This window comes from Pseudomonas capsici (genome assembly GCF_017165765.1).
GTDB lineage: Bacteria > Pseudomonadota > Gammaproteobacteria > Pseudomonadales > Pseudomonadaceae > Aquipseudomonas > Aquipseudomonas capsici.
The window spans coordinates 116,411-135,258 of the sequence record NZ_JAFGZD010000002.1 but is presented as its reverse complement, the minus strand read 5'-3'; the positions used below and the strand labels follow the sequence as shown (position 1 = coordinate 135,258).

Here is an 18,848-nt window from a genome sequence, read left to right as displayed (position 1 = left end):
ATAACTTGCTTAAGTTGGCGCTTCGGCGCCCTGTAGTGGATGGCGCATGTGCGCCGGCGAATAAGGTGTTTAGCCCCTGCCATGAAACCATCGCTAGTCTTGAGAATGGGCCAGCAGCTGACGATGACGCCGCAGCTGCAACAGGCTATCCGCTTGCTCCAGTTATCGACCCTGGACCTCCAGCAAGAGATTCAGGAAGCACTGGAATCCAATCCTATGCTGGAACGCCAGGAGGAAGGCGACGACTTCGACAACTCAGATCCTCTGGCCGACAACATCGAGCAGAAGCCCAGCACCGAGATCCAGGAGCCCAGCTATCAGGAGTCCGCACCCACCGTGGACAACCTGGAAGACGGCGAATGGAACGAACGCATTCCAAACGAATTGCCCGTCGACACCGCCTGGGAAGATGTCTATCAGACCAGCGCCAGCAGCCTGCCCAGCAACGATGACGACGAATGGGACTTCACCACCCGCACTTCCGCTGGCGAAAGCCTGCAAAGCCACCTGTTGTGGCAATTGAATGTGGCGCCGATGTCCGACAAGGACCGGCTGATTGCCGTCACTCTGATCGACTGCATCAACAATCAGGGCTACCTCGACGAAACCCTCGAGGAAATCGTCGAAGCCTTCGACCCCGAACTGGATATCGAACTCGACGAGATCGAAGCCGTTCTGCACCGTATCCAGCAATTCGAGCCAGCCGGTATCGGCGCACGCAACCTGAGCGAATGCCTGCTGCTGCAACTGCGCCAACTGCCGGCCAAGACCCGCTGGCTGAGCGAAGCCCAGCGCCTGGTCACTGACTACATCGACCTGCTGGGCAGCCGCGACTATACCCAGCTCATGCGCCGCATGAAGCTCAAGGAAGACGAACTGCGCCAGGTCATCGAACTGGTCCAGAGCCTCAACCCGCGTCCCGGCTCGCAGATCGAATCGACCGAAGCCGAATACGTCGTACCCGACGTGATCGTGCGCAAGGACAACGAACGCTGGCTGGTGGAGCTGAATCAGGAATCCGTGCCGCGCCTGCGGGTCAATCCGCAATATGCCGGTTTTGTGCGCCGGGCCGATACCAGCGCCGACAACACCTTCATGCGCAATCAGTTGCAGGAGGCCCGCTGGTTCATCAAGAGCCTGCAAAGCCGCAACGAAACCCTGATGAAGGTCGCCACCCAGATCGTCGAACACCAGCGCGGTTTTCTCGAGTATGGCGACGAGGCCATGAAGCCGCTCGTCCTGCATGACATCGCCGAAGCGGTCGGCATGCACGAATCGACGATTTCCCGCGTGACCACCCAGAAGTTCATGCATACCCCAAGGGGTATTTACGAGCTGAAATACTTCTTTTCCAGCCATGTAAGCACGTCCGAAGGCGGGGAATGCTCTTCGACGGCCATTCGCGCAATCATCAAGAAACTGGTTGCAGCGGAAAATCAGAAAAAGCCGTTGAGTGATAGCAAGATCGCTGGTTTACTGGAGGCACAAGGCATTCAAGTAGCCCGTCGCACAGTTGCCAAGTACCGCGAATCGCTCGGGATCGCACCTTCGAGCGAGCGCAAGCGACTGATGTGATGCAGGCAGAGCCACAGCGTTCCAGCGGCAGGAATGAACTCCTGCTTCTTTATGCACTGGCAAAGGAGAAAGCTGTATGCAAGTCAATATCAGTGGACACCAACTGGAAGTGACCAAGCCCCTTCGCGAATACGTGGAGCTCAAGCTCAAGAAGCTCGAAGGGCATTTTGACAAGATTACTAATGTGCAGGTCACGCTGGCTGTCGAGAAGCTCAAACAGAAGATCGAAGCCACACTGCACATCCATGGTGGAGAGGTCGTAGCCAACGCCGAACATGACGACATGTACGCGGCCATCGACCTTCTCACTGATAAGCTCGACAGACAATTGCTCAAGCACAAGGAGAAGCAGCAGAACATCCTTAAAGGTGCGACAGCTCGCTGACACTCATTCAATGATCCGACTTGAAAACATCCTGACCCCCGGCCGTTCATGCGTGAACGTGTCGGGCGGCAGTAAAAAACGTGTACTCGAACAAATTGCCAACCTGATCGGTCGAGAAGTACCGAGCATGGACCAGCAAAGTGTGTTTGAAAGCCTTGTTGCCCGCGAAAAACTGGGATCTACCGGTTTCGGCAACGGCATTGCCATCCCCCATTGCCGCCTTGCAGGCTGTGAAACGCCTGTAAGCGCAGTCATGCGTCTGGAATCGCCTATCGATTTCGACGCCATCGATGGTGCTCCGGTTGACCTGCTGTTTGTCCTGCTCGTCCCGGAAGCTGCCACCGACGAACACCTGGAGCTGCTGCGCCAGATCGCCAGCATGCTTGACCGCACAGAAGTGCGCGACCGCCTACGCAGTGCCGAAAGCGGTGAAACGCTTTATAAAGTGGTACTGGACGTACAGAACGGACATTGATCATGCGCCTGATCGTCGTCAGTGGTCGCTCGGGTTCCGGCAAGAGCACAGCTCTGAATGTGCTGGAAGACAACGGCTTCTATTGCGTAGACAACGTTCCTGCCGGACTCCTTCCGGAACTGGCAGAACGCGCGCTGATGAACAGCGAACTGGCAGAGCCCCTGCTGGCGGTGTCCATCGACGCACGTAACCTGCCGAGCCACCTGACGCGCTTCCCGCAAATCCTCGCAGAGCTTCGCGCACTCAACATCCAGTGCGACGTGCTCTATCTGGATGCCGACGAAGCGACGCTGCTCAAACGCTTCTCCGAAACCCGCCGTCGTCATCCACTGAGCACGGCCAATCGTTCGCTGGCAGAAGCCATACACGACGAAACGACACTACTGGGGCCAATCATCGATCTGGCCGATCTCAAGATCAACACCACGCACCTGAACCTCTATCAGTTACGCGACACCCTCAAGCTTCGACTGTTGAACAGGCCTGAAGCCGGTACCGCCTTCCTGATCGAGTCGTTCGGCTTCAAACGCGGTATGCCTGTGGACGCCGACGTTGTATTCGATGTGCGCTGCCTGCCCAACCCGTACTGGAAGCCGGAATTGCGCGATCACTCGGGTCTTGACGCCTGCGTTGTCGAATACCTGGCAGCCCAGCCCGATGTCGAAGAAATGTTCCAGGACATTTTCTCCTATCTCAACAAGTGGCTGCCTCGTTTTGCTGCCAGCAACCGCTCATACGTCACAATCGCTATTGGCTGCACAGGCGGGCATCATCGCTCCGTCTACCTGACAGAACGTTTGGGTCAGGTCCTGCAACAATCACTCAAGAACGTTCAGGTCCGCCACCGCGACCTCAGCTGAAGGATTTTCACTGCGATGCCCGCTCGTCAAATCACCATCATCAACAAACTGGGCCTGCATGCCCGCGCGGCCGCCAAGTTCGTTGGCGTCGCAGGCAAGTTTCCTTGCCAGATCAGAGTTGGCCGCTCACCGCAGAGCATGGTCGACGGCAAAAGCATCATGGCCGTGATGATGCTGGCAGCCGGTAAAGGCACGGACATTCACCTGCTGACCGAAGGCGAAAGCGAACAGGAAGCACTGGACGGGCTGGTCGAACTGATCAATAACAAGTTCGATGAGGGCGAGTAAGGGTTTTAAAAGAAAGGGCGCCGATGGCGCCCTGTTCAATCAGGCACACAGTTCTCTCAATGCGGCAGTTGCCAAGAAACCTGATCGCGAAGCGTATCGGTGATCCTTCTGAACTCGCTCATCAATTCTATTCAGAAGATGCTCTGGCAAAGAGGCGTTAAACCTCACCGACTTCCCCAGATAAGGGGTCAAGTCAAAGTCAACCAAAGCCCATATGCCATCTGCATAATCCGGATTACCGAGATGCACGTCTACTTCTTGCGCCTGCGGTAAAGCCTCATCATCAGCTACGAGCCCCTCCAAGTGCAGTGCCAGTGCTTCGCGTACATTTTCAAGCGCTTGCGAGAAGGTAGTACCAGCCGAGAAGCATCCAGGCACATCGGGCACAGTCACACTAAAATCAGAGTCGGCGTCTTTATGTATTACGACTGGAAATTTCATTCACGTAATTCTCCCTTGAGAATTAAAGCGCTCGTTACACAGAGCACTTGAGAGCAGCCACTGCAGGTTTGAGAGCCCCTTGAGGCCGCTCAGTCGCCCAGTACCACTTTACCGATACCATGCTGGGCATTCGGTAATCACTCCGAACTCATTTGAGGCCGGCGCTTTTCAATATGTTGTGTAGCGTTCCTTTAGCTATTTCAGACTTGGGGTGTGGAACAGTCACCCGTCCTTTTTTGGTTGGATGTTTGAACTGGTGATGACTTCCCTTCACCGCCACTTCGAACCATCCATCCGCCTCAATCATTTCAATCACATCACGACTTCGCATCTGGTCCATCACCACGCCTTATGTTGTGTACGATACACACGCATGGCGACACCGTCAAAGTCGAATACACACATCACAAAATATTTCCCCCCCCCCTCACGATGCCAGAACCGCTCTCAAACCAGCGCCGTATCCATCGCCATCATCAGACAGAACCCCACAATCAATCCCAGACTGGCGATTTTGTTGTGCCCGTTCAGACGCGATTCCGGAATGATCTCGTGGGTGACCACCAGCAGCATCGCTCCTGCGGCCAAGGCCAGGCCGAACGGCAGCAGTTGCTCGGCAATCCCGACAAGCCAGGCCCCCAGCACGGCAAACAGCGGCTCGACCAGACCCGAGGCGGCCCCGATCAGAAATGCCTTGCCCCGTGACATGCCCGCACCTGCCAGCACCATGGCGATTACCAGCCCTTCAGGCACGTCCTGCAAGGCGATTCCGATAGCCAGGCTGTCGGCTTCCGACAGCCCCCCGCCCGCCGATACGCCAATGGCCATCCCTTCCGGAATGTTGTGCGCCACGATGGCAATCACGAACAACCAGATTCGCGGAGCGATCCCGGGATGATCTGCGGTACCGCCCACAGACGACCCTTTCGAGACGCTGTAATCGACCGTAAACAGGCACAGCGCGCCCAGAACGATGCCGGTGCTGATCAGGCCCGCCGCGCCCCAGGATGAAAAACCAAGACCTTCGGCAGCCTCAAGCCCCGGCACGATCAGGGAAAACGCAGTTGCTGCCAGCATGACACCAGCACCAAAGCCGAGCAGCCCATCGGACACCATGATCGGCATGTTGCGGATCACCAGCACCGGAACCGCCCCCAATGCAGTGCCCAGGGCACAGATCGCACCGCCTTCCAGCGCCCGCATCAAGCGCGGCTCAAGATCGAGCCAGGCCAGTCCTTGCGCGCCCAGCAATGCCATACCGGCCAACAGCAGAACTGTCCCGATCGCCAGACGAAACAACCGCACGCTGCTGACTGTGAGTATTTCCGAACGCATAAACTGCCTTAGGTCTTTTTATTGGAGAATCAGGCCACAGCGGCCTGGTAGCGCCGGGACACCTCATCCCAGTTGATCACGTTGTAGAACGCGTTGATGTATTCGGGACGACGGTTCTGGTACAGCAAGTAGTAAGCGTGTTCCCAGACGTCCAGGCCGAGGATCGGCGTATTGCCATTCATCAAGGGGCTGTCCTGGTTGCCGCTGCTCTCCACCACAAGTTTTTTCTCGGGCGTCACGCTCAACCAGGCCCAGCCACTGCCGAAACGAGTCAGGGCAGCCTTGGTGAAAGCGTCCTTGAAGCTGTCGAAACCACCCAGTTGCTCGTCGATGGCCTTGGCAACTTCGCCTTGAGGCAGGCCACCGCCGCCGGGAACCATGACGGTCCAGAACAGGGAGTGGTTGGCATGGCCGCCACCTTGGTTGATAACCGCCGGGCGCAGTTTTTCCGGTAATTGCTGAACGCTGGCCACCAGTTTCTCGATGGGCCACTCAGCGAATTCGGTGCCCTCGACAGCGGCGTTGAGGTTGTTGATGTAGGTCTGGTGGTGTTTGGTGTAATGGATTTCCATGGTCTGCGCATCGATGTGCGGCTCCAGGGCATCGTAAGCGTAAGGCAGTGCAGGCAAGGTGTAAGGCATTTCAATGTGCTCCGTAGAAAAGGCCAGGACTGGCGGCGGAATCTCGCTGCAACGATGAGCGCGTATGCTCGTTGTTGCTGTTCAGCAACCGATGCGTTCTTGGGTATTCGCCGTGCTCGCCGATGAAGCCCAACAGTTCGGCATAGGTCTTGTTGCTGTGGCGCAACGCGGCTTCGCGCAGGGCCTTGGGCAGACGCGGGTCCTGCATGGTCTGCAGCAGGTGCTGGTGGATCGCGCACAGGTACTCGGCGCTCTCCTCCGGCTGGCCCAGGCTCAGGTGCAGATCGGCCAGGTTGTGATGGGAAATGACACAGGCCGCCACCGCTTCGTCGGCATCCGGCCAGCGCTCGAACAGCACTTGAGCCAGCGCCAGCGCCTGAAGGTAGAGCTCGCGAGCCTCGACCCACTCCCCCTGATTGAAACAGCGATTGGCCAGTTCGATGGTGCGTTTCCAATGCTGCATGACATACCTCCAGACGGGCTTGAATCAGATGCCGCCAGCAGTGAGTTTTTCGGGATTGAGCAGCACTTCCAGCTGACTGCGCTGCAAATCGGTGTGTTCAAGGGCTACATCGATGATCGGACGTCCTTGCTGGTACGCCTTCTTGGCGATTTCGGCGGCCTTCTGGTAGCCGATGATCGGATTGAGCGCAGTCACCAGAATCGGATTACGCGACAGGGCTTCCTTGAGCTTAGCTTCGTTGACCTTGAAGCTGGCTATCGCCTTGTCCGCCAGCAGACGACTGGAGTTGGCCAGTAATTCGATACTGCTGAGCAGGTTCTGGGCGATGATCGGCAGCATCACATTCAACTCGAAGTTACCGGACTGACCCGCGACGGTAATGGCCGCATCGTTGCCGATGACCTGCGCTGCAACCATGGCAGTCGCCTCGGGGATCACCGGATTGACCTTGCCCGGCATGATCGAGGAGCCCGGCTGCAAGGCTTGCAATTCGATCTCACCCAGACCGGCCAGCGGGCCAGAGTTCATCCAGCGCAGGTCATTGGCAATTTTCATCAGGGAAACGGCTGTTGCCTTGAGTTGCCCGGAAACCGCAACGGCGGTGTCCTGGGAGCCGATCAGGGCGAAAAGATCCTTGCCAGGCTCGAACTGCACGCCACTCAGGGCGCTCAAGTGCGTGCTGAAACGTTTTGCGAATTCAGGATGCGCGTTGATGCCGGTGCCGACAGCTGTGCCGCCCTGAGCCAGCGCCTGCAGGCTGGGTTGCAGACCTTGCAGGTGCTCGATATTGGCGCGAATCTGCTGTGCCCAGCCATTGAGGACCTGGCTCAGGCGGACCGGCATGGCATCCATCAAGTGGGTGCGGCCGGTCTTGACGAAGTCGTGTACCTGCACAGCCTTGTGCTCGGTGACCTGGACCAGATGATTCAGGGCCGGCAGCAGTTGCTCATGCAGGGCCAGGGCCGCACTGACGTGGATGGTGGTCGGGATAATGTCGTTGCTGCTCTGACCACAGTTGACGTGATCGTTCGCGTTGACCGTCTCCCCCAGCACTCGGGTCGCCAGGGTGGCAATCACCTCGTTGGCATTCATGTTGGTGCTGGTGCCGGACCCCGTCTGGTAGATATCCACCGGGAAGTGAGTCATGAAATCACCGGCCAGCAGCTCTTTCACCGCGCTTACGATGGCTTTGCTCTGCCCTTCGCTGATCTGCTCCAATTCGAGGTTAGCCTGGGCAGCAGCAGCCTTGGCCAGTAACAGGGCACGAATGAATTGCTTCGGCATGCGTTGCTGGCTGATTGGAAAGTTATCCACCGCACGCTGAGTCTGTGCGCCATACAAGGCCTCGGCCGGGACCTGCAGTTCGCCCATGCTGTCGCGTTCGATACGGGTATTACTCATCGGAATATCCTTGCACCAGTTCAGTGAGAGAAATCGAAGGCTGCAAAACGCAGGAAGCCAGTTGATGCGCGCAGGCTGCCCAGCGTTGCTGTCGTGCGGGTGTGGAAGCCAGCGCCTTTACGTCGCGCAGAGGCCGCCAGGCCTGATCCAGACACAGGCAGCGCCAGTGCCACGGCAGGACCGTGTCGCGCGCGGTGTCCATCAACAGGCGGAAAGTGGTTTCGGCGATCAGGATCTGTGGCGTAGCCGTGAAACGCGCCAGATAGCGCCCTTCTGCCAGGTAATGATCGATGAGGCGCGGTTCGTCAGGCTCAAGGGCACAGCGAATCCGCAGACTCAGACCGCGCCAGTTTTCCAGGTAAGGCAGCTCGTGTAACACAGACCCCATGACCGCATCTCATTTTGGAAATGATATTCATTATTGAATGAGATTAAGAATCAAAACAAGTGTGGAGTTTAAAGTGAGCTTTGCGCAGAGGGATTGAGAAGGGATTCGGAGGGATGGGGATTCGCGAATGAATTCGCTCCCGGACCGGGAGGAACGAATTCATTCGCGAAGAGGGGTCAGCTACCCGCGACAGTCATGCGCTCGATCAGCACCGAGCCTGTACGGATGTTGCTGCGCAATTCAAGATCGCTGCCAATCGCGACAATCTGCTTGAACATTTCACGCATATTGCCGGCAATGGTGACTTCCTGAACCGGGAACTGAATCTCACCGTTCTCGACCCAGAAACCCGCTGCACCGCGGGAGTAATCGCCGGTCACGATGTTCAGACCACTGCCCATCAGCTCGGTGACCAACAGGCCGCGTCCCATGCGCCGGATCAGCGCAGCCTGATCTTCACTGCCGTGAGTGACGAACAGGTTATGCACGCCACCGGCGTTCGCCGTGCTGGGCAGACCCAGTTTGCGGCCTGAGTAAGTGCTCAGGATGTAGGAAACCAGCGTGCCGTTTTCCACGAACGGCTTGGCATAAGTCGCCAGACCGTCGCCATCGAAAGCGGAACTGCCCATGGCGCGCATCAGATGGGGACGCTCGTCGATGGTCATCCACTCAGGAAACAGGCGCTCCCCCAGAGTACCTTCCAGGAACGAAGACTTGCGGTACAGGTTGCCACCGGCAATCGCCGACAGCAGGCTGCCAAACAGTCCACCCGCCATCTCGGCAGAGAACAGCACCGGAACCTCACAGGTCGGAACCGGACGCGCGCCCAGACGACTGGCGGCACGTTGCGCGGCCTTGCGACCGATGCTCTGGGCATCCGTCAGCAAGGTGCCGATACGGTTGACGTCATACCAGTAATCACGCTGCATCTGACCTTCGCCTTCGGCGATCATCACGCAACTGAGGCTGTGACGTGTCGAAGCGTAACCACCGATGAAACCATTGCTGTTGCCATAGACCCTGCAACCCTGATGGGTGTTGAGCGTGGTGCCATCAGCGTTCTTGATCCGGCTGTCGGCATCAAAGGCTGCGGCTTCGCATATCAGAGCTTTCTCGATCGCTTGCTCGGGCGTGATGTCCCAAGCGTGGTACAGATCGAAATCCTTGTTTTCCCTGGCCATCAGCGCGGCATCGGCCAGACCGGAGCTTTCGTCTTCGGAGGTATGTCTGGCGATGGCCAATGCCGCAGCCACGGTTTCGCGAATGGCGTCAGCGCCACTGGCCGAGGTGCTGGCAGAACCCTTGCGCTGCCCCAGATACAGGGTGATACCAAAACCCTGGTCGCGGTTGAACTCTACGGTTTCCACTTCGCGCTGACGAACGGATGTCGACAGCCCCTGCTCCAGCGACACCGCAACTTCACAGGCACTGGCGCCCTGACGCCTGGCTTCGGCAATGATCTGCTCGACCTGTTCCTGCAGTTCGGGCAAGGCCTGAGGGCCGACGCTTTGGGTTGCACTCATGATTTTCTCCATCAAATTCTGCTTTCGGCACACGCCGAATACCGACCGGACCGGACAAGCGGCCCTCGACTGGTTATCATGGCGGCGTTTATTTGCGGACGGCCCCCATGGTTGATTCTTACGACGACTCCCTCGACGGGGAGAAAAGCAAAAGCCAGGTAAAACGCGAGCTGCATGCTCTGGTTGATCTTGGCGAGCGACTGACGACATTCAAACCCGATGTACTGGCCAAGCTGCCTCTGACCGACGCCTTGCGCAAGGCTCTGGCCGATGCGCCAAAGCACACCGCGCACATTGCCCGCAAGCGCCACATCCAGTTCATCGGCAAGCTGATGCGCGATCAGGACCAGGAAGCCATTCTGGAATTGCTGGACCAACTCGATGCCTCCACTCGCCAGTACAACGAACGCTTCCACGCTCTGGAGCGCTGGCGTGATCGTTTGATCTCGGGCAACGACGGCGATCTGGAAAAGTTCGTCATCGACTACCCGGATGCTGACCGCCAGCAACTGCGCTCATTGATCCGTCAGGCTCAACACGAAGTTGCACGCAACAAACCGCCGGCCACCAGCCGCAAAATCTTCAAATACATCCGTGATCTGGACGAGATTCAACGCGGTCTGCGTTGATCGCGACCATGGGGCTGACTGCTGTCAGTCAGCCCCGTCACATCCTCACCCGCCAGTGCCACCGACCGTGATCGCATCGATCTTCAGAGTCGGCTGACCGACACCTACCGGTACTGACTGGCCATCCTTTCCGCAGACACCCACGCCGCTGTCCAGAGACATGTCGTTGCCGACCATCGACACCCGGCTCATGGCTTCAGGTCCGTTGCCGATCAGGGTCGCACCCTTGACCGGAGCGGTGATCTTGCCGTCTTCGATCAGGTAGGCTTCGCTGGTGGAAAACACGAACTTGCCGCTGGTGATGTCGACCTGACCACCGCCCAGATTGGCGCAATAAATACCTTTCTTCACCGAAGCGATGATTTCCTGCGGATCACTCTCGCCACCCAGCATGTAGGTGTTGGTCATGCGTGGCATCGGCAGATGCGCATAGGATTCGCGACGACCGTTACCCGTGCGAGCGACACCCATCAGGCGCGCATTGAGCTTGTCCTGCATGTAGCCCTTGAGAATGCCGTTCTCGATCAGGGTCGTGCATTCGGTCGGGGTGCCTTCATCGTCCACGCTGAGCGAGCCGCGACGACCGGCCAGCGTACCGTCATCGACGATGGTGCAGAGGCTGGAAGCAACCTTTTCGCCAATCCGGCCGCTGTAGGCTGAACTGCCCTTGCGGTTGAAATCGCCTTCCAGGCCATGGCCGACCGCTTCGTGCAGCAGTACACCGGACCAGCCGGAACCCAGTACCACAGGCAAGGTGCCCGCCGGTGCCGGAATCGCTTCAAGGTTCACCAGAGCCTGACGCAGCGCCTCGCGGGCGTAGCTCATGGCGCGGTCTTCAGCGAGGAAATAACGGTAGTCGGTACGCCCGCCGCCACCATGGCCGCCGCGCTCGCGGCGACCGTTCTGCTCGACGATGACGCTGACATTGAAACGCACCAGCGGTCGCACATCGGAAGCCAGCGTGCCATCGGCGGCAGCCACCAGAATCCGCTCCCAGACACCGGACATGCTCACCGATACCTTCTGGATACGTGGGTCCAGGGCACGAGTGGCGACGTCGACGCTCTTGAGCAGTTCGACCTTCTCGGCACGGGTCAGCACTTCCAGCGGGTTGTCCGGCGCATACAACTGGGCCACGTCCTGCGAGGTGAATGCCTGGACCCGGCCGTTCTGGCCCGCACGGGAAATCGAGCGAGCGGCACGGGCTGCCGTGTTCAAGGCTTCCTGGGTGATGGCATTGCTGTAGGCGAAACCGGTTTTCTCACCCGATTGCGCACGCACCCCGACGCCCTGGTCAAGGTTGAAGCTGCCTTCCTTGACGATGCCATCCTCCAGAGACCAGGACTCAGAGATCATCCCCTGAAAGTAAAGGTCAGCCGCATCGATTCCCGGGCCGGCCAGCTCGCCCAGAACCGATTGCAGGCTGTCCAGAGTCAAGCCACCGGGCGCCAGAAGATGTTCGCTGACAGAGGACAAGCCACTCATATTCACTCCGAAGCAGGCCGCACGGCGTCCTGCGAAAAAAAGCGCCGGTGACTGGACACCGGCATCCGCGCCCTGATGGACGCCTGTTCTTCATTGTCCCGCTCAGCCAGCAGCACAGCCTCACCCTGCTCCTGCCGGCCCAGCACGCGACCCCATGGATCGACAATTGCCGCGTGCCCGTATGTTTCCCGAGGTCCCGGATGAGTCCCGCCCTGGGCGGCCGCCAGCATATAACACTGGGTTTCGATGGCTCGCGCCCTGATCAGGACCTCCCAATGCGCCGCGCCGGTCACAGCCGTGAAGGCCGAAGGCGCGGTAATCAATTCAGCCCCGGCTTCGCGCAGGGCAGTGTAAAGCTCCGGGAAACGCAGGTCGTAGCAGACACTCAGGCCCAAACGGCCTACCGGGGTGTCGGCAACCACCACGTTGTTCCCATGAGCATAGTCATCGGACTCACGATAGCGACCACGATTGTCTGCGACGTCGACATCGAACAGATGCAGCTTGTCATAGCGGGCCACCTGTTCACCCTGCTCGTCCACCAGCAACGAACAGGCCGTGACCTTGCCATCGGGCTGGTCATCGGGCGGCAGTGGCAAGGTTCCGGCCACGATCCATAACTTGAGGTAACGGGCAGCCCGTTTCAACCATGGCAGGATCGGGCCTTGCCCACGGGCCTCGGCACGACCGATATCGGCAATGTCACGACGTCCCATGGCGGCAAAGTTCTCGGGCAGCACCGCAAGACGCGCCCCGCTTTCGGCAGCCTGCTCCAACAGCCTGCGGGCCTGGGCGAGATTGTCCTGCACATTGCTCTGGCTGACCATCTGAATCACGGCAAAAGACATGGCACTTCCCTTAAATGGCCTGCCGCCACTGTACTCCATGACGCGCTATTGAGGTTTTTCAAAAGGCTTGTCGAAGGTGATCTTCGGCTCTTTCCAGGGCCCTTCGACCTTGTACTGCACACTGGCAAAACGCGCAACGCGATCACCCAGCAACTTGTCCACCAGAAACAGCGCACCGCCGATGGCCGGAGCACCGACAATCAGCGCGGCAATCGGCAGGTTGTTGGTCACCGGCAAGGTCACCAGCAGTTTGGCATCGACCCGGTCACGCACCATGTCAAGTGTGCCGTTGAGTTCAAGATTGCTCGACGGGCCCGTCAGGGTAATGGGCTTGCGCGTGACGTAAACGCCGTCACTGGCCACCAGCAAGCCTTTGACCCGATCGTAACTCAGGCCCTTGCCCAGCAGGTCGGAGAAGTCCAGGCGCAGACGACGGCCAATGGAGTTGAAGTTCAACAGGCCGAACACCCGCAAGGCCTGAGCACCGCCTTCCACTTCAACGAACTGCCCCTGGCGCAATGTGGCGTCAAGGCTGCCGGAGAAACGCTTGAGTCCGACCCAGGCAGGCGACCCCGGCCAGCGGCCATCGGCGTCCATCTCGAAGCTTTCGCTGGTGACCGTGGGCGCAAAGCCCCAGGCCTTGAGGACATCGGCCAGATTGTTGCCGCTGATCTGACCCTTGAACCAACTGCTGCTCGTGCCGGGCGCGCCTTCCCAACTGCCTTCGCCCTTGAGCAACATGCCCTTGAGTTCAAGGTTCATGTCGGACAGGCGAATGCCGGTTGCCGAAGGCCTGATCTTCAAGGCCCAGCTACCCAGTAATTGATCGCCCTGAAACAACTGGGCAACCTTGATATCCGTCGCGGGAATCTTGCTCGGGTCAACATCGGCCAGTGGATCAGGCGGATTTTCGACCACGGCAGCATTTGGATCGGGAGCAGGCAGGCGCACATACAGCAGGTCAATGCCAATGGGCACGGATTTGCTGTCGGGCAGCGTGGCAGAACCCTTGACCAGGGCACTGTCCAGAGAAAGCGCCCAGGCAGCGGCGTTACGCTGCAACTGCACACGAGCCTGATCCAGAGTAGTGCCCATTGCCGTCAGCTTGCCGACCTGCAGGTCCACGCCACTGAGCAACTGTCTGGCACTGCCGCCAGGATCGTTACCCGAGTAACGCTGTGCAATCGCTTGCCAGGGCGCAACATCCAGCTCCGACAGGTTGCCGCGTATGCGCAACCCCTTGGCATCGGGAACGACAGCGTTCCCCTGGCCCAGAAACAGCTCACCGCGTCCCTCGTTAAACTTGCCAGCCGGCGTGGCAAAAGCCAGATTCGCCAACCCGCCATACGCTGCATCGAAGCGTCGCTCGGCTCCTTGCAGCGTCATGTGAAACTCACTGTCCCGCTCTTCTTCGGCGGCCTTGCCGAACGGTGCCGGCAGATCGACCGTCACCCCCTTGAGCCCGGAATTGATGAGCAACGAGCTGTCGCCCTCGTTGAGGGTCAGTTGCAGTTGATAAGGCAAATCGCCTGACACCGGCAACGGCTGGGTAATGCCCAACCATTCGGTGAGTTTTTTCAGTGCGACCTGCCCGCTGCCCGCAACACGAGTCACATTGGCACCGGGCTTGCCTTCGGCAAAGACCTCGGCCGTCACCGGACGATCAAAGACCTGGGCACGAATTCCCTTGCCGCTCACGCCCTTGGCACTGTCGAAGCGGAAATCACCTTTGAGCTGGGTAAGCTCCAGCACCGGATCGGCGATTTTCAGGCGTGCGCCTTCGGTACTGAAATCCACCGCGACCTTGGGCTCAACCGCTTTGGCCAGCGGGATATCCAGCTTCAGCTTGCCCTTGAGCGGCCCTTCGCCCTGCCAGCCAGCAAAGGTCTTGCCGGTGCCGATGGGCGCTTCCTGAAGAATTTTCATGCCGTCGGCCACAGTACCGGCAAACTCGCCATCCACCAACAAATGACTCGGCTGACCGGCGGGCACATGGGGAATGTTCACCAACACCTTGCTGACCTGGGTATTGAGCAACTGGCCTTTACTGGCCTTGACCCTCACACCACTGTTCTCCACATAGACTTGGCCATCGACACCCTTGAGCGATGGCCAGCCCGGCTGGAAGTCCAGAGTGGCATCATGCACATCGAAGAACAGGCTGATGACACGAGCCGTGTCCGGGGAACCATGGTTCAGCGAGCCCTGGTACTGGAAAAAACCCTGATTGACCGCACCGCCCACCACTGCCGTGCGCAACCACTTGTCCAGTTCCGGGCTCAGCACCGCTGGCAGGTACTTGCCGGTATAACGACCGTCGCCATCGACCATGCCGACCCGCAGGTCCATGTAGTCTTCCTGGTCGTGACTGAAATGCAGGCGAATCAGGAAGTCGGCGGCAATCTTGCCCTCTTCGCCCAGCACCTTGATGTAAGGCGCAATAAGAGTGAAGCCCTGATCGTCCAGTTTCCAGGTCAGGCGCGCATTGGCTTTGAGGTAATGCCAGGGATTCTTGAAGATCGGGTCCAGATGCAGCATGAAGTCGTCGGTGGCCAGACGCAGCTCACCCTGTCCCAGATCACCGCTGATGGCGCCACTGACGTTTCCGGCTGCCGGAGCGCCGTGATAGGCGTTGAAACCCACCCTGTCCAGGTTGGCAGCAAAGCTCAGGCGCTTGTCGCCCTCTGCCTGAGGCCGGTAATCGAGCAGGACATTGCGCAGGCCACCGGTAGCCTTGAGATTGTTGAGCGCCGTGCGAAAACCTTCCGGCAGCGGAGCGACGGAATCGAGCAGCGGCGTGACCGGCGTCAGGTCCAGCCTGTCGGCCTGCACATGCCAGAGTTCTTCCCGATCAGCAGTAGCGGCCGTCCGGGTCAGCTTCATACGGCTTTCCCAGCGATCCTTGCCCAGGCTCATGGCCAGCGAATCCAGCGTCAGGTCAAAACCTGTATCGCTGCGCTGGAACCAGGCATTGAGGGCCAGATTGTCGATAACGGCAGGCTTGCGCTCGGCATAGCCCGTCTTGATCCGGGGTGCATTGAGGCGCGCGACACCGCTCTGCACCGTGCCTTTGCCCCAGCTCAGCCAGAACTCGCCACCGGTCTTGAGGGTGGAAACCTTCCATTCACGGGTCAGGGCCTTGGGCAGCCATTTGGCCCAGTCGCTCTGAGGCAGGCTCAGATACAGGTCGGCTTCGCCATCCTTCCACTGGCTGGCCTGAATTCGCGAGCGCAGGTTCAGGCTCACCGGCTGGCCGTCCGGAAGGGTCATGCGTGCATCGAGGCGCTGATGATAACTGCCGGTCATCAGGGTGAAATTGACATAGGTGAGGGTCAGCGGCGACTCGTCGAAAGGCTGCAGCGTCACCTGACTGTCGAGCAGCGACAGGCGCGACACGATCTGCATCTGGTTGAGCAGTTTCTCGGGATCGAGAGGTGCGTCGTCCTGAACAGGCAGGCCCTGGACTGCCCAGGCACCGTCCTTGTCCTGCTTGAGAATGACCTGCAGACCGCCGACTTCAAGATGAGCGATTCGCACATCCCGGGCCTTCAGGCTGCCTGGAATATCAGGCAATACCGTGACCTGATCCAGACGCAGGGCACTGGAGCCCTCGCCCACCATCACATCATGGGCAACCAGCACCGGAGAAAACCCGCTCCAGCTTCCTTCCAGACTGCCGATGCTCAACGGCATGCCAAGCGCTGCACTGGCACGGGTTTCCACATCGACCCGATACTCGGCGACCATGGGCATCAACTGACGCCCCAGGCTCACATACAAGGCGGCCAGAATCAGCGCCAGCGCGCAAAGACCAAGCCCCCAGCGAGTCAGGGCAGAAAAGAAACGGGACAGACGCTCCATTCAGAGAGCCCTCCGCAATAAAGTCAGCCAGTCAGCAGTGCTGAAATAAACCTGGCTCAATAGTGCAGGTGCGGCCCGGTACAGGTTTTGCTCATTTACCACGCATCATTCTCGTTATAAGGACATACGACTCGTCGGCGTGAGCATCAGGCTTTCACGACACGAGCAACTTCAGAGCAGCACCACGTCATATTGTTCCTGCGAATACATGGTTTCTACCTGAAAACGAATGGTGCGTCCGATAAAGCTCTCCAGTTCTGCCACATTACCCGACTCCTCATCGAGCAGCCGGTCCACAACGCGCTGATTGGCCAGTACCCGATAGCCCACCGCCTGATAGGCCCGGGCCTCGCGCAGGATCTCACGGAAAATCTCGTAGCAGATGGTTTCCGGGGTCTTGAGCTTGCCGCGTCCCTGGCAGCAGTGACAGGGCTCGCACAGCACCTGCTCCAGACTTTCACGGGTGCGCTTGCGGGTCATCTGCACCAGCCCAAGCTCGGTGATACCAATGATGTTGGTCTTGGCGTGATCGCGCTCCAGCTGTTTTTCCAGAGTACGCAGGACCTGACGCTGGTGTTCGCCATCTTCCATATCGATGAAGTCGATAATGATGATGCCGCCCAGATTGCGCAGACGCAGTTGCCGCGCAATGGCCGTCGCGGCCTCCAGGTTGGTCTTGAAGATGGTTTCTTCCAGATTGCGATGGCCGACGAACGCACCGGTGTTGACGTCGATGGTGCTCATCGCCTCGGCAGGGTCGACCACCAGATAGCCACCCGACTTGAGCGGCACCTTGCGCTCCAGCGCCTTCTGGATTTCGTCTTCCACGCCGTACAGATCAAAGATCGGACGCTCGCCGGGATAATGCTCAAGGCGGTCGGCGATTTCCGGCATCAGCTCGGCCACGAACTGCGTGGTTTTCTGGAAGGTTTCCCGGGAGTCGATACGAATCTTCTCGATGCGCGGGCTGACCAGATCGCGCAGAGTACGCAACGCCAGCCCCAGATCTTCGTAGATCACGTTGGGCGGACTGATGGTCTTGATCTGCTCGCCGATCTGATCCCACAGCCTGCGCAGATAACGGATATCCATGAGGATTTCATCGGCACCCGCACCTTCGGCGGCGGTACGCAGGATAAAACCGCCCGACTCCTTGATGCCTTCAAGGGCCACGCAATCGCTGACCACCTTCTTGAGTCGTTCGCGCTCGCCCTCGTCCTCGATCTTCAGGGAGATACCCACATGAGCCGTACGCGGCATGTACACCAGATAGCGCGAGGGAATCGACAGTTGCGTGGTCAGGCGTGCGCCCTTGCTGCCAATCGGGTCCTTGGTGACCTGCACCACCAGACTCTGGCCTTCATGAACCAGGGAACTGATGGTTTCCACCGCCGGGCCTTCACGCATGGAGATTTCCGACGCATGAATGAAGGCCGCGCGATCCAGACCGATATCGATGAACGCAGCCTGCATGCCGGGGAGCACCCGCACCACCTTGCCTTTGTAGATATTGCCGACGATGCCGCGACGCTGGGTCCGCTCGACATGGACCTCCTGCAGGACACCGTTTTCCACCACTGCCACCCGCGACTCCATCGGGGTGATATTGATCAGAATCTCTTCACTCATGGCTTTTCACCTTCCAGGCCTTGCCAACAGGGTATGCCGAAACTGCCCAGCAGGTCTGCGGTTTCGCACAGAGGTAGCCCAACGACTCCAGAATAGCTGCCATGCAGCTCTTCGACGAAAATCGCTGCCAGCCCCTGAACAGCATAACTGCCCGCCTTGTCCCGGGGCTCGCCGCTGGCCCAGTAGGTCCGCGCTTCATGAGGTTCGATCGTGCGAAAACGCACACGGCTGGTCACGACACGAGTCTCGCTGCGCTGCCGATCGATCAGCGCAATGGCGGTCAGCACCTGATGTTCACGCCCGGACAACGCAGCCAGCATGGCCAGCGCATCGTCCCGATCAACCGGCTTGCCCAGAATGCGACCGTCCAGCACCACGGCGGTATCGGCACCCAGCACACAGGCATCTTCATCGCCCAGCAATGCCAGACCGGCTGCGGCCTTGCCAAGCGCCAGACGCTCGACATAGGCCGCCGGGGCTTCATCGTTCAGAGGGGTTTCGTCGATTTGCGCACTCAGCGCAGTGAAAGGCACACCGATCTGAGTGAGCAGTTCACGCCGGCGCGGTGAGCCAGAAGCCAGATAGAGCAAGGGCATAAGGACATCTCCGTGTCTGTGACGA

The 18,848-nt window shown here is 59.0% G+C and carries 19 protein-coding genes; 6 read left to right on the top strand and 13 right to left on the bottom strand.

What is annotated here, in order from left to right; genetic code table 11:
- The first annotated feature begins 81 nt into the window (after positions 1-81).
- The 5 genes from JSY17_RS03330 to JSY17_RS03310 all read left to right on the top strand — a co-directional run bounded on the left by JSY17_RS03330 (position 82) and on the right by JSY17_RS03310 (position 3,583).
- Positions 82-1,575, top strand: a complete 1,494-nt coding sequence (locus JSY17_RS03330) for an RNA polymerase factor sigma-54 (protein WP_117165790.1) — start codon at positions 82-84, stop codon at positions 1,573-1,575.
- A 76-nt stretch (positions 1,576-1,651) separates the two neighbouring features.
- The gene (gene hpf / locus JSY17_RS03325; RefSeq protein WP_025261779.1) at positions 1,652-1,960 is read left to right on the top strand and encodes a ribosome hibernation-promoting factor, HPF/YfiA family; all 309 of its coding nucleotides are present in this window, start codon (positions 1,652-1,654) and stop codon (positions 1,958-1,960) included.
- Between the two features lie 10 nt (positions 1,961-1,970).
- A complete protein-coding gene (gene ptsN / locus JSY17_RS03320; RefSeq protein ID WP_117165789.1) occupies positions 1,971-2,435 on the top strand; it encodes a PTS IIA-like nitrogen regulatory protein PtsN in 465 nt (154 codons plus the stop codon).
- A gap of 2 nt (positions 2,436-2,437) precedes the next feature.
- A complete protein-coding gene (gene rapZ / locus JSY17_RS03315; RefSeq protein ID WP_117165788.1) occupies positions 2,438-3,295 on the top strand; it encodes an RNase adapter RapZ in 858 nt (285 codons plus the stop codon).
- Between the two features lie 15 nt (positions 3,296-3,310).
- Positions 3,311-3,583, top strand: a complete 273-nt coding sequence (locus JSY17_RS03310; protein WP_117165787.1) for an HPr family phosphocarrier protein — start codon at positions 3,311-3,313, stop codon at positions 3,581-3,583.
- Between the two features lie 39 nt (positions 3,584-3,622).
- Here the strand turns inward: JSY17_RS03310 and JSY17_RS03305 are convergent, their stop codons facing one another.
- The 8 genes from JSY17_RS03305 to pmbA all read right to left on the bottom strand — a co-directional run bounded on the left by JSY17_RS03305 (position 3,623) and on the right by pmbA (position 9,775).
- Positions 3,623-4,024, bottom strand: a complete 402-nt coding sequence (locus tag JSY17_RS03305; RefSeq protein ID WP_117182139.1) for a type II toxin-antitoxin system HicB family antitoxin — start codon at positions 4,022-4,024, stop codon at positions 3,623-3,625.
- 148 nt (positions 4,025-4,172) lie between these two features.
- On the bottom strand, positions 4,173-4,355 hold the full coding sequence (locus tag JSY17_RS03300; protein ID WP_117182203.1) for a type II toxin-antitoxin system HicA family toxin: 183 nt from the start codon (positions 4,353-4,355) through the stop codon (positions 4,173-4,175).
- Between the two features lie 116 nt (positions 4,356-4,471).
- A complete protein-coding gene (locus JSY17_RS03295) occupies positions 4,472-5,359 on the bottom strand; it encodes a ZIP family metal transporter (protein ID WP_122371685.1) in 888 nt (295 codons plus the stop codon).
- A 29-nt stretch (positions 5,360-5,388) separates the two neighbouring features.
- The gene (locus tag JSY17_RS03290; protein WP_117165784.1) at positions 5,389-6,000 is read right to left on the bottom strand and encodes a superoxide dismutase; all 612 of its coding nucleotides are present in this window, start codon (positions 5,998-6,000) and stop codon (positions 5,389-5,391) included.
- Position 6,001: 1 nt separating this feature from the next.
- Positions 6,002-6,463: a tetratricopeptide repeat protein gene (locus JSY17_RS03285; protein ID WP_117165783.1), complete on the bottom strand. Its 462-nt coding sequence runs from the start codon at positions 6,461-6,463 to the stop codon at positions 6,002-6,004.
- A 24-nt stretch (positions 6,464-6,487) separates the two neighbouring features.
- Entirely contained in the window at positions 6,488-7,864 is a 1,377-nt protein-coding gene (locus tag JSY17_RS03280) for a class II fumarate hydratase (RefSeq protein WP_117182136.1), read from the bottom strand.
- Positions 7,857-8,252 carry a FagA protein gene (locus JSY17_RS03275; RefSeq protein ID WP_117165781.1) on the bottom strand — a complete coding sequence of 132 codons (396 nt, stop codon included), beginning with the start codon at positions 8,250-8,252 and terminating at the stop codon, positions 7,857-7,859. Before JSY17_RS03275 ends, JSY17_RS03280 begins: the two co-directional genes overlap by 8 nt.
- A gap of 176 nt (positions 8,253-8,428) precedes the next feature.
- On the bottom strand, positions 8,429-9,775 hold the full coding sequence (pmbA, locus tag JSY17_RS03270; protein WP_117165780.1) for a metalloprotease PmbA: 1,347 nt from the start codon (positions 9,773-9,775) through the stop codon (positions 8,429-8,431).
- Between the two features lie 107 nt (positions 9,776-9,882).
- Between pmbA and yjgA the strand changes: the two genes are divergently transcribed.
- The gene (gene yjgA, locus JSY17_RS03265) at positions 9,883-10,404 is read left to right on the top strand and encodes a ribosome biogenesis factor YjgA (RefSeq protein ID WP_117165779.1); all 522 of its coding nucleotides are present in this window, start codon (positions 9,883-9,885) and stop codon (positions 10,402-10,404) included.
- A 45-nt stretch (positions 10,405-10,449) separates the two neighbouring features.
- Here the strand turns inward: yjgA and tldD are convergent, their stop codons facing one another.
- From tldD to JSY17_RS03240, 5 genes are all read right to left on the bottom strand, one after another.
- Entirely contained in the window at positions 10,450-11,889 is a 1,440-nt protein-coding gene (gene tldD / locus JSY17_RS03260) for a metalloprotease TldD (RefSeq protein ID WP_117182134.1), read from the bottom strand.
- A 2-nt stretch (positions 11,890-11,891) separates the two neighbouring features.
- Complete coding sequence (locus JSY17_RS03255; protein WP_206400544.1) at positions 11,892-12,737, bottom strand: carbon-nitrogen hydrolase family protein; 846 nt, start codon at positions 12,735-12,737, stop codon at positions 11,892-11,894.
- Positions 12,738-12,782: 45 nt separating this feature from the next.
- On the bottom strand, positions 12,783-16,598 hold the full coding sequence (locus JSY17_RS03250) for a YhdP family protein (protein WP_206400542.1): 3,816 nt from the start codon (positions 16,596-16,598) through the stop codon (positions 12,783-12,785).
- A gap of 171 nt (positions 16,599-16,769) precedes the next feature.
- A complete protein-coding gene (gene rng / locus JSY17_RS03245; RefSeq protein ID WP_117182132.1) occupies positions 16,770-18,227 on the bottom strand; it encodes a ribonuclease G in 1,458 nt (485 codons plus the stop codon).
- Positions 18,224-18,823 (bottom strand): Maf family protein, encoded by a 600-nt coding sequence (locus JSY17_RS03240; RefSeq protein ID WP_122371690.1) that lies wholly within the window; start codon positions 18,821-18,823, stop codon positions 18,224-18,226. The genes rng and JSY17_RS03240 overlap by 4 nt, the downstream gene beginning before the upstream one ends.
- Positions 18,824-18,848 lie beyond the last annotated feature (25 nt).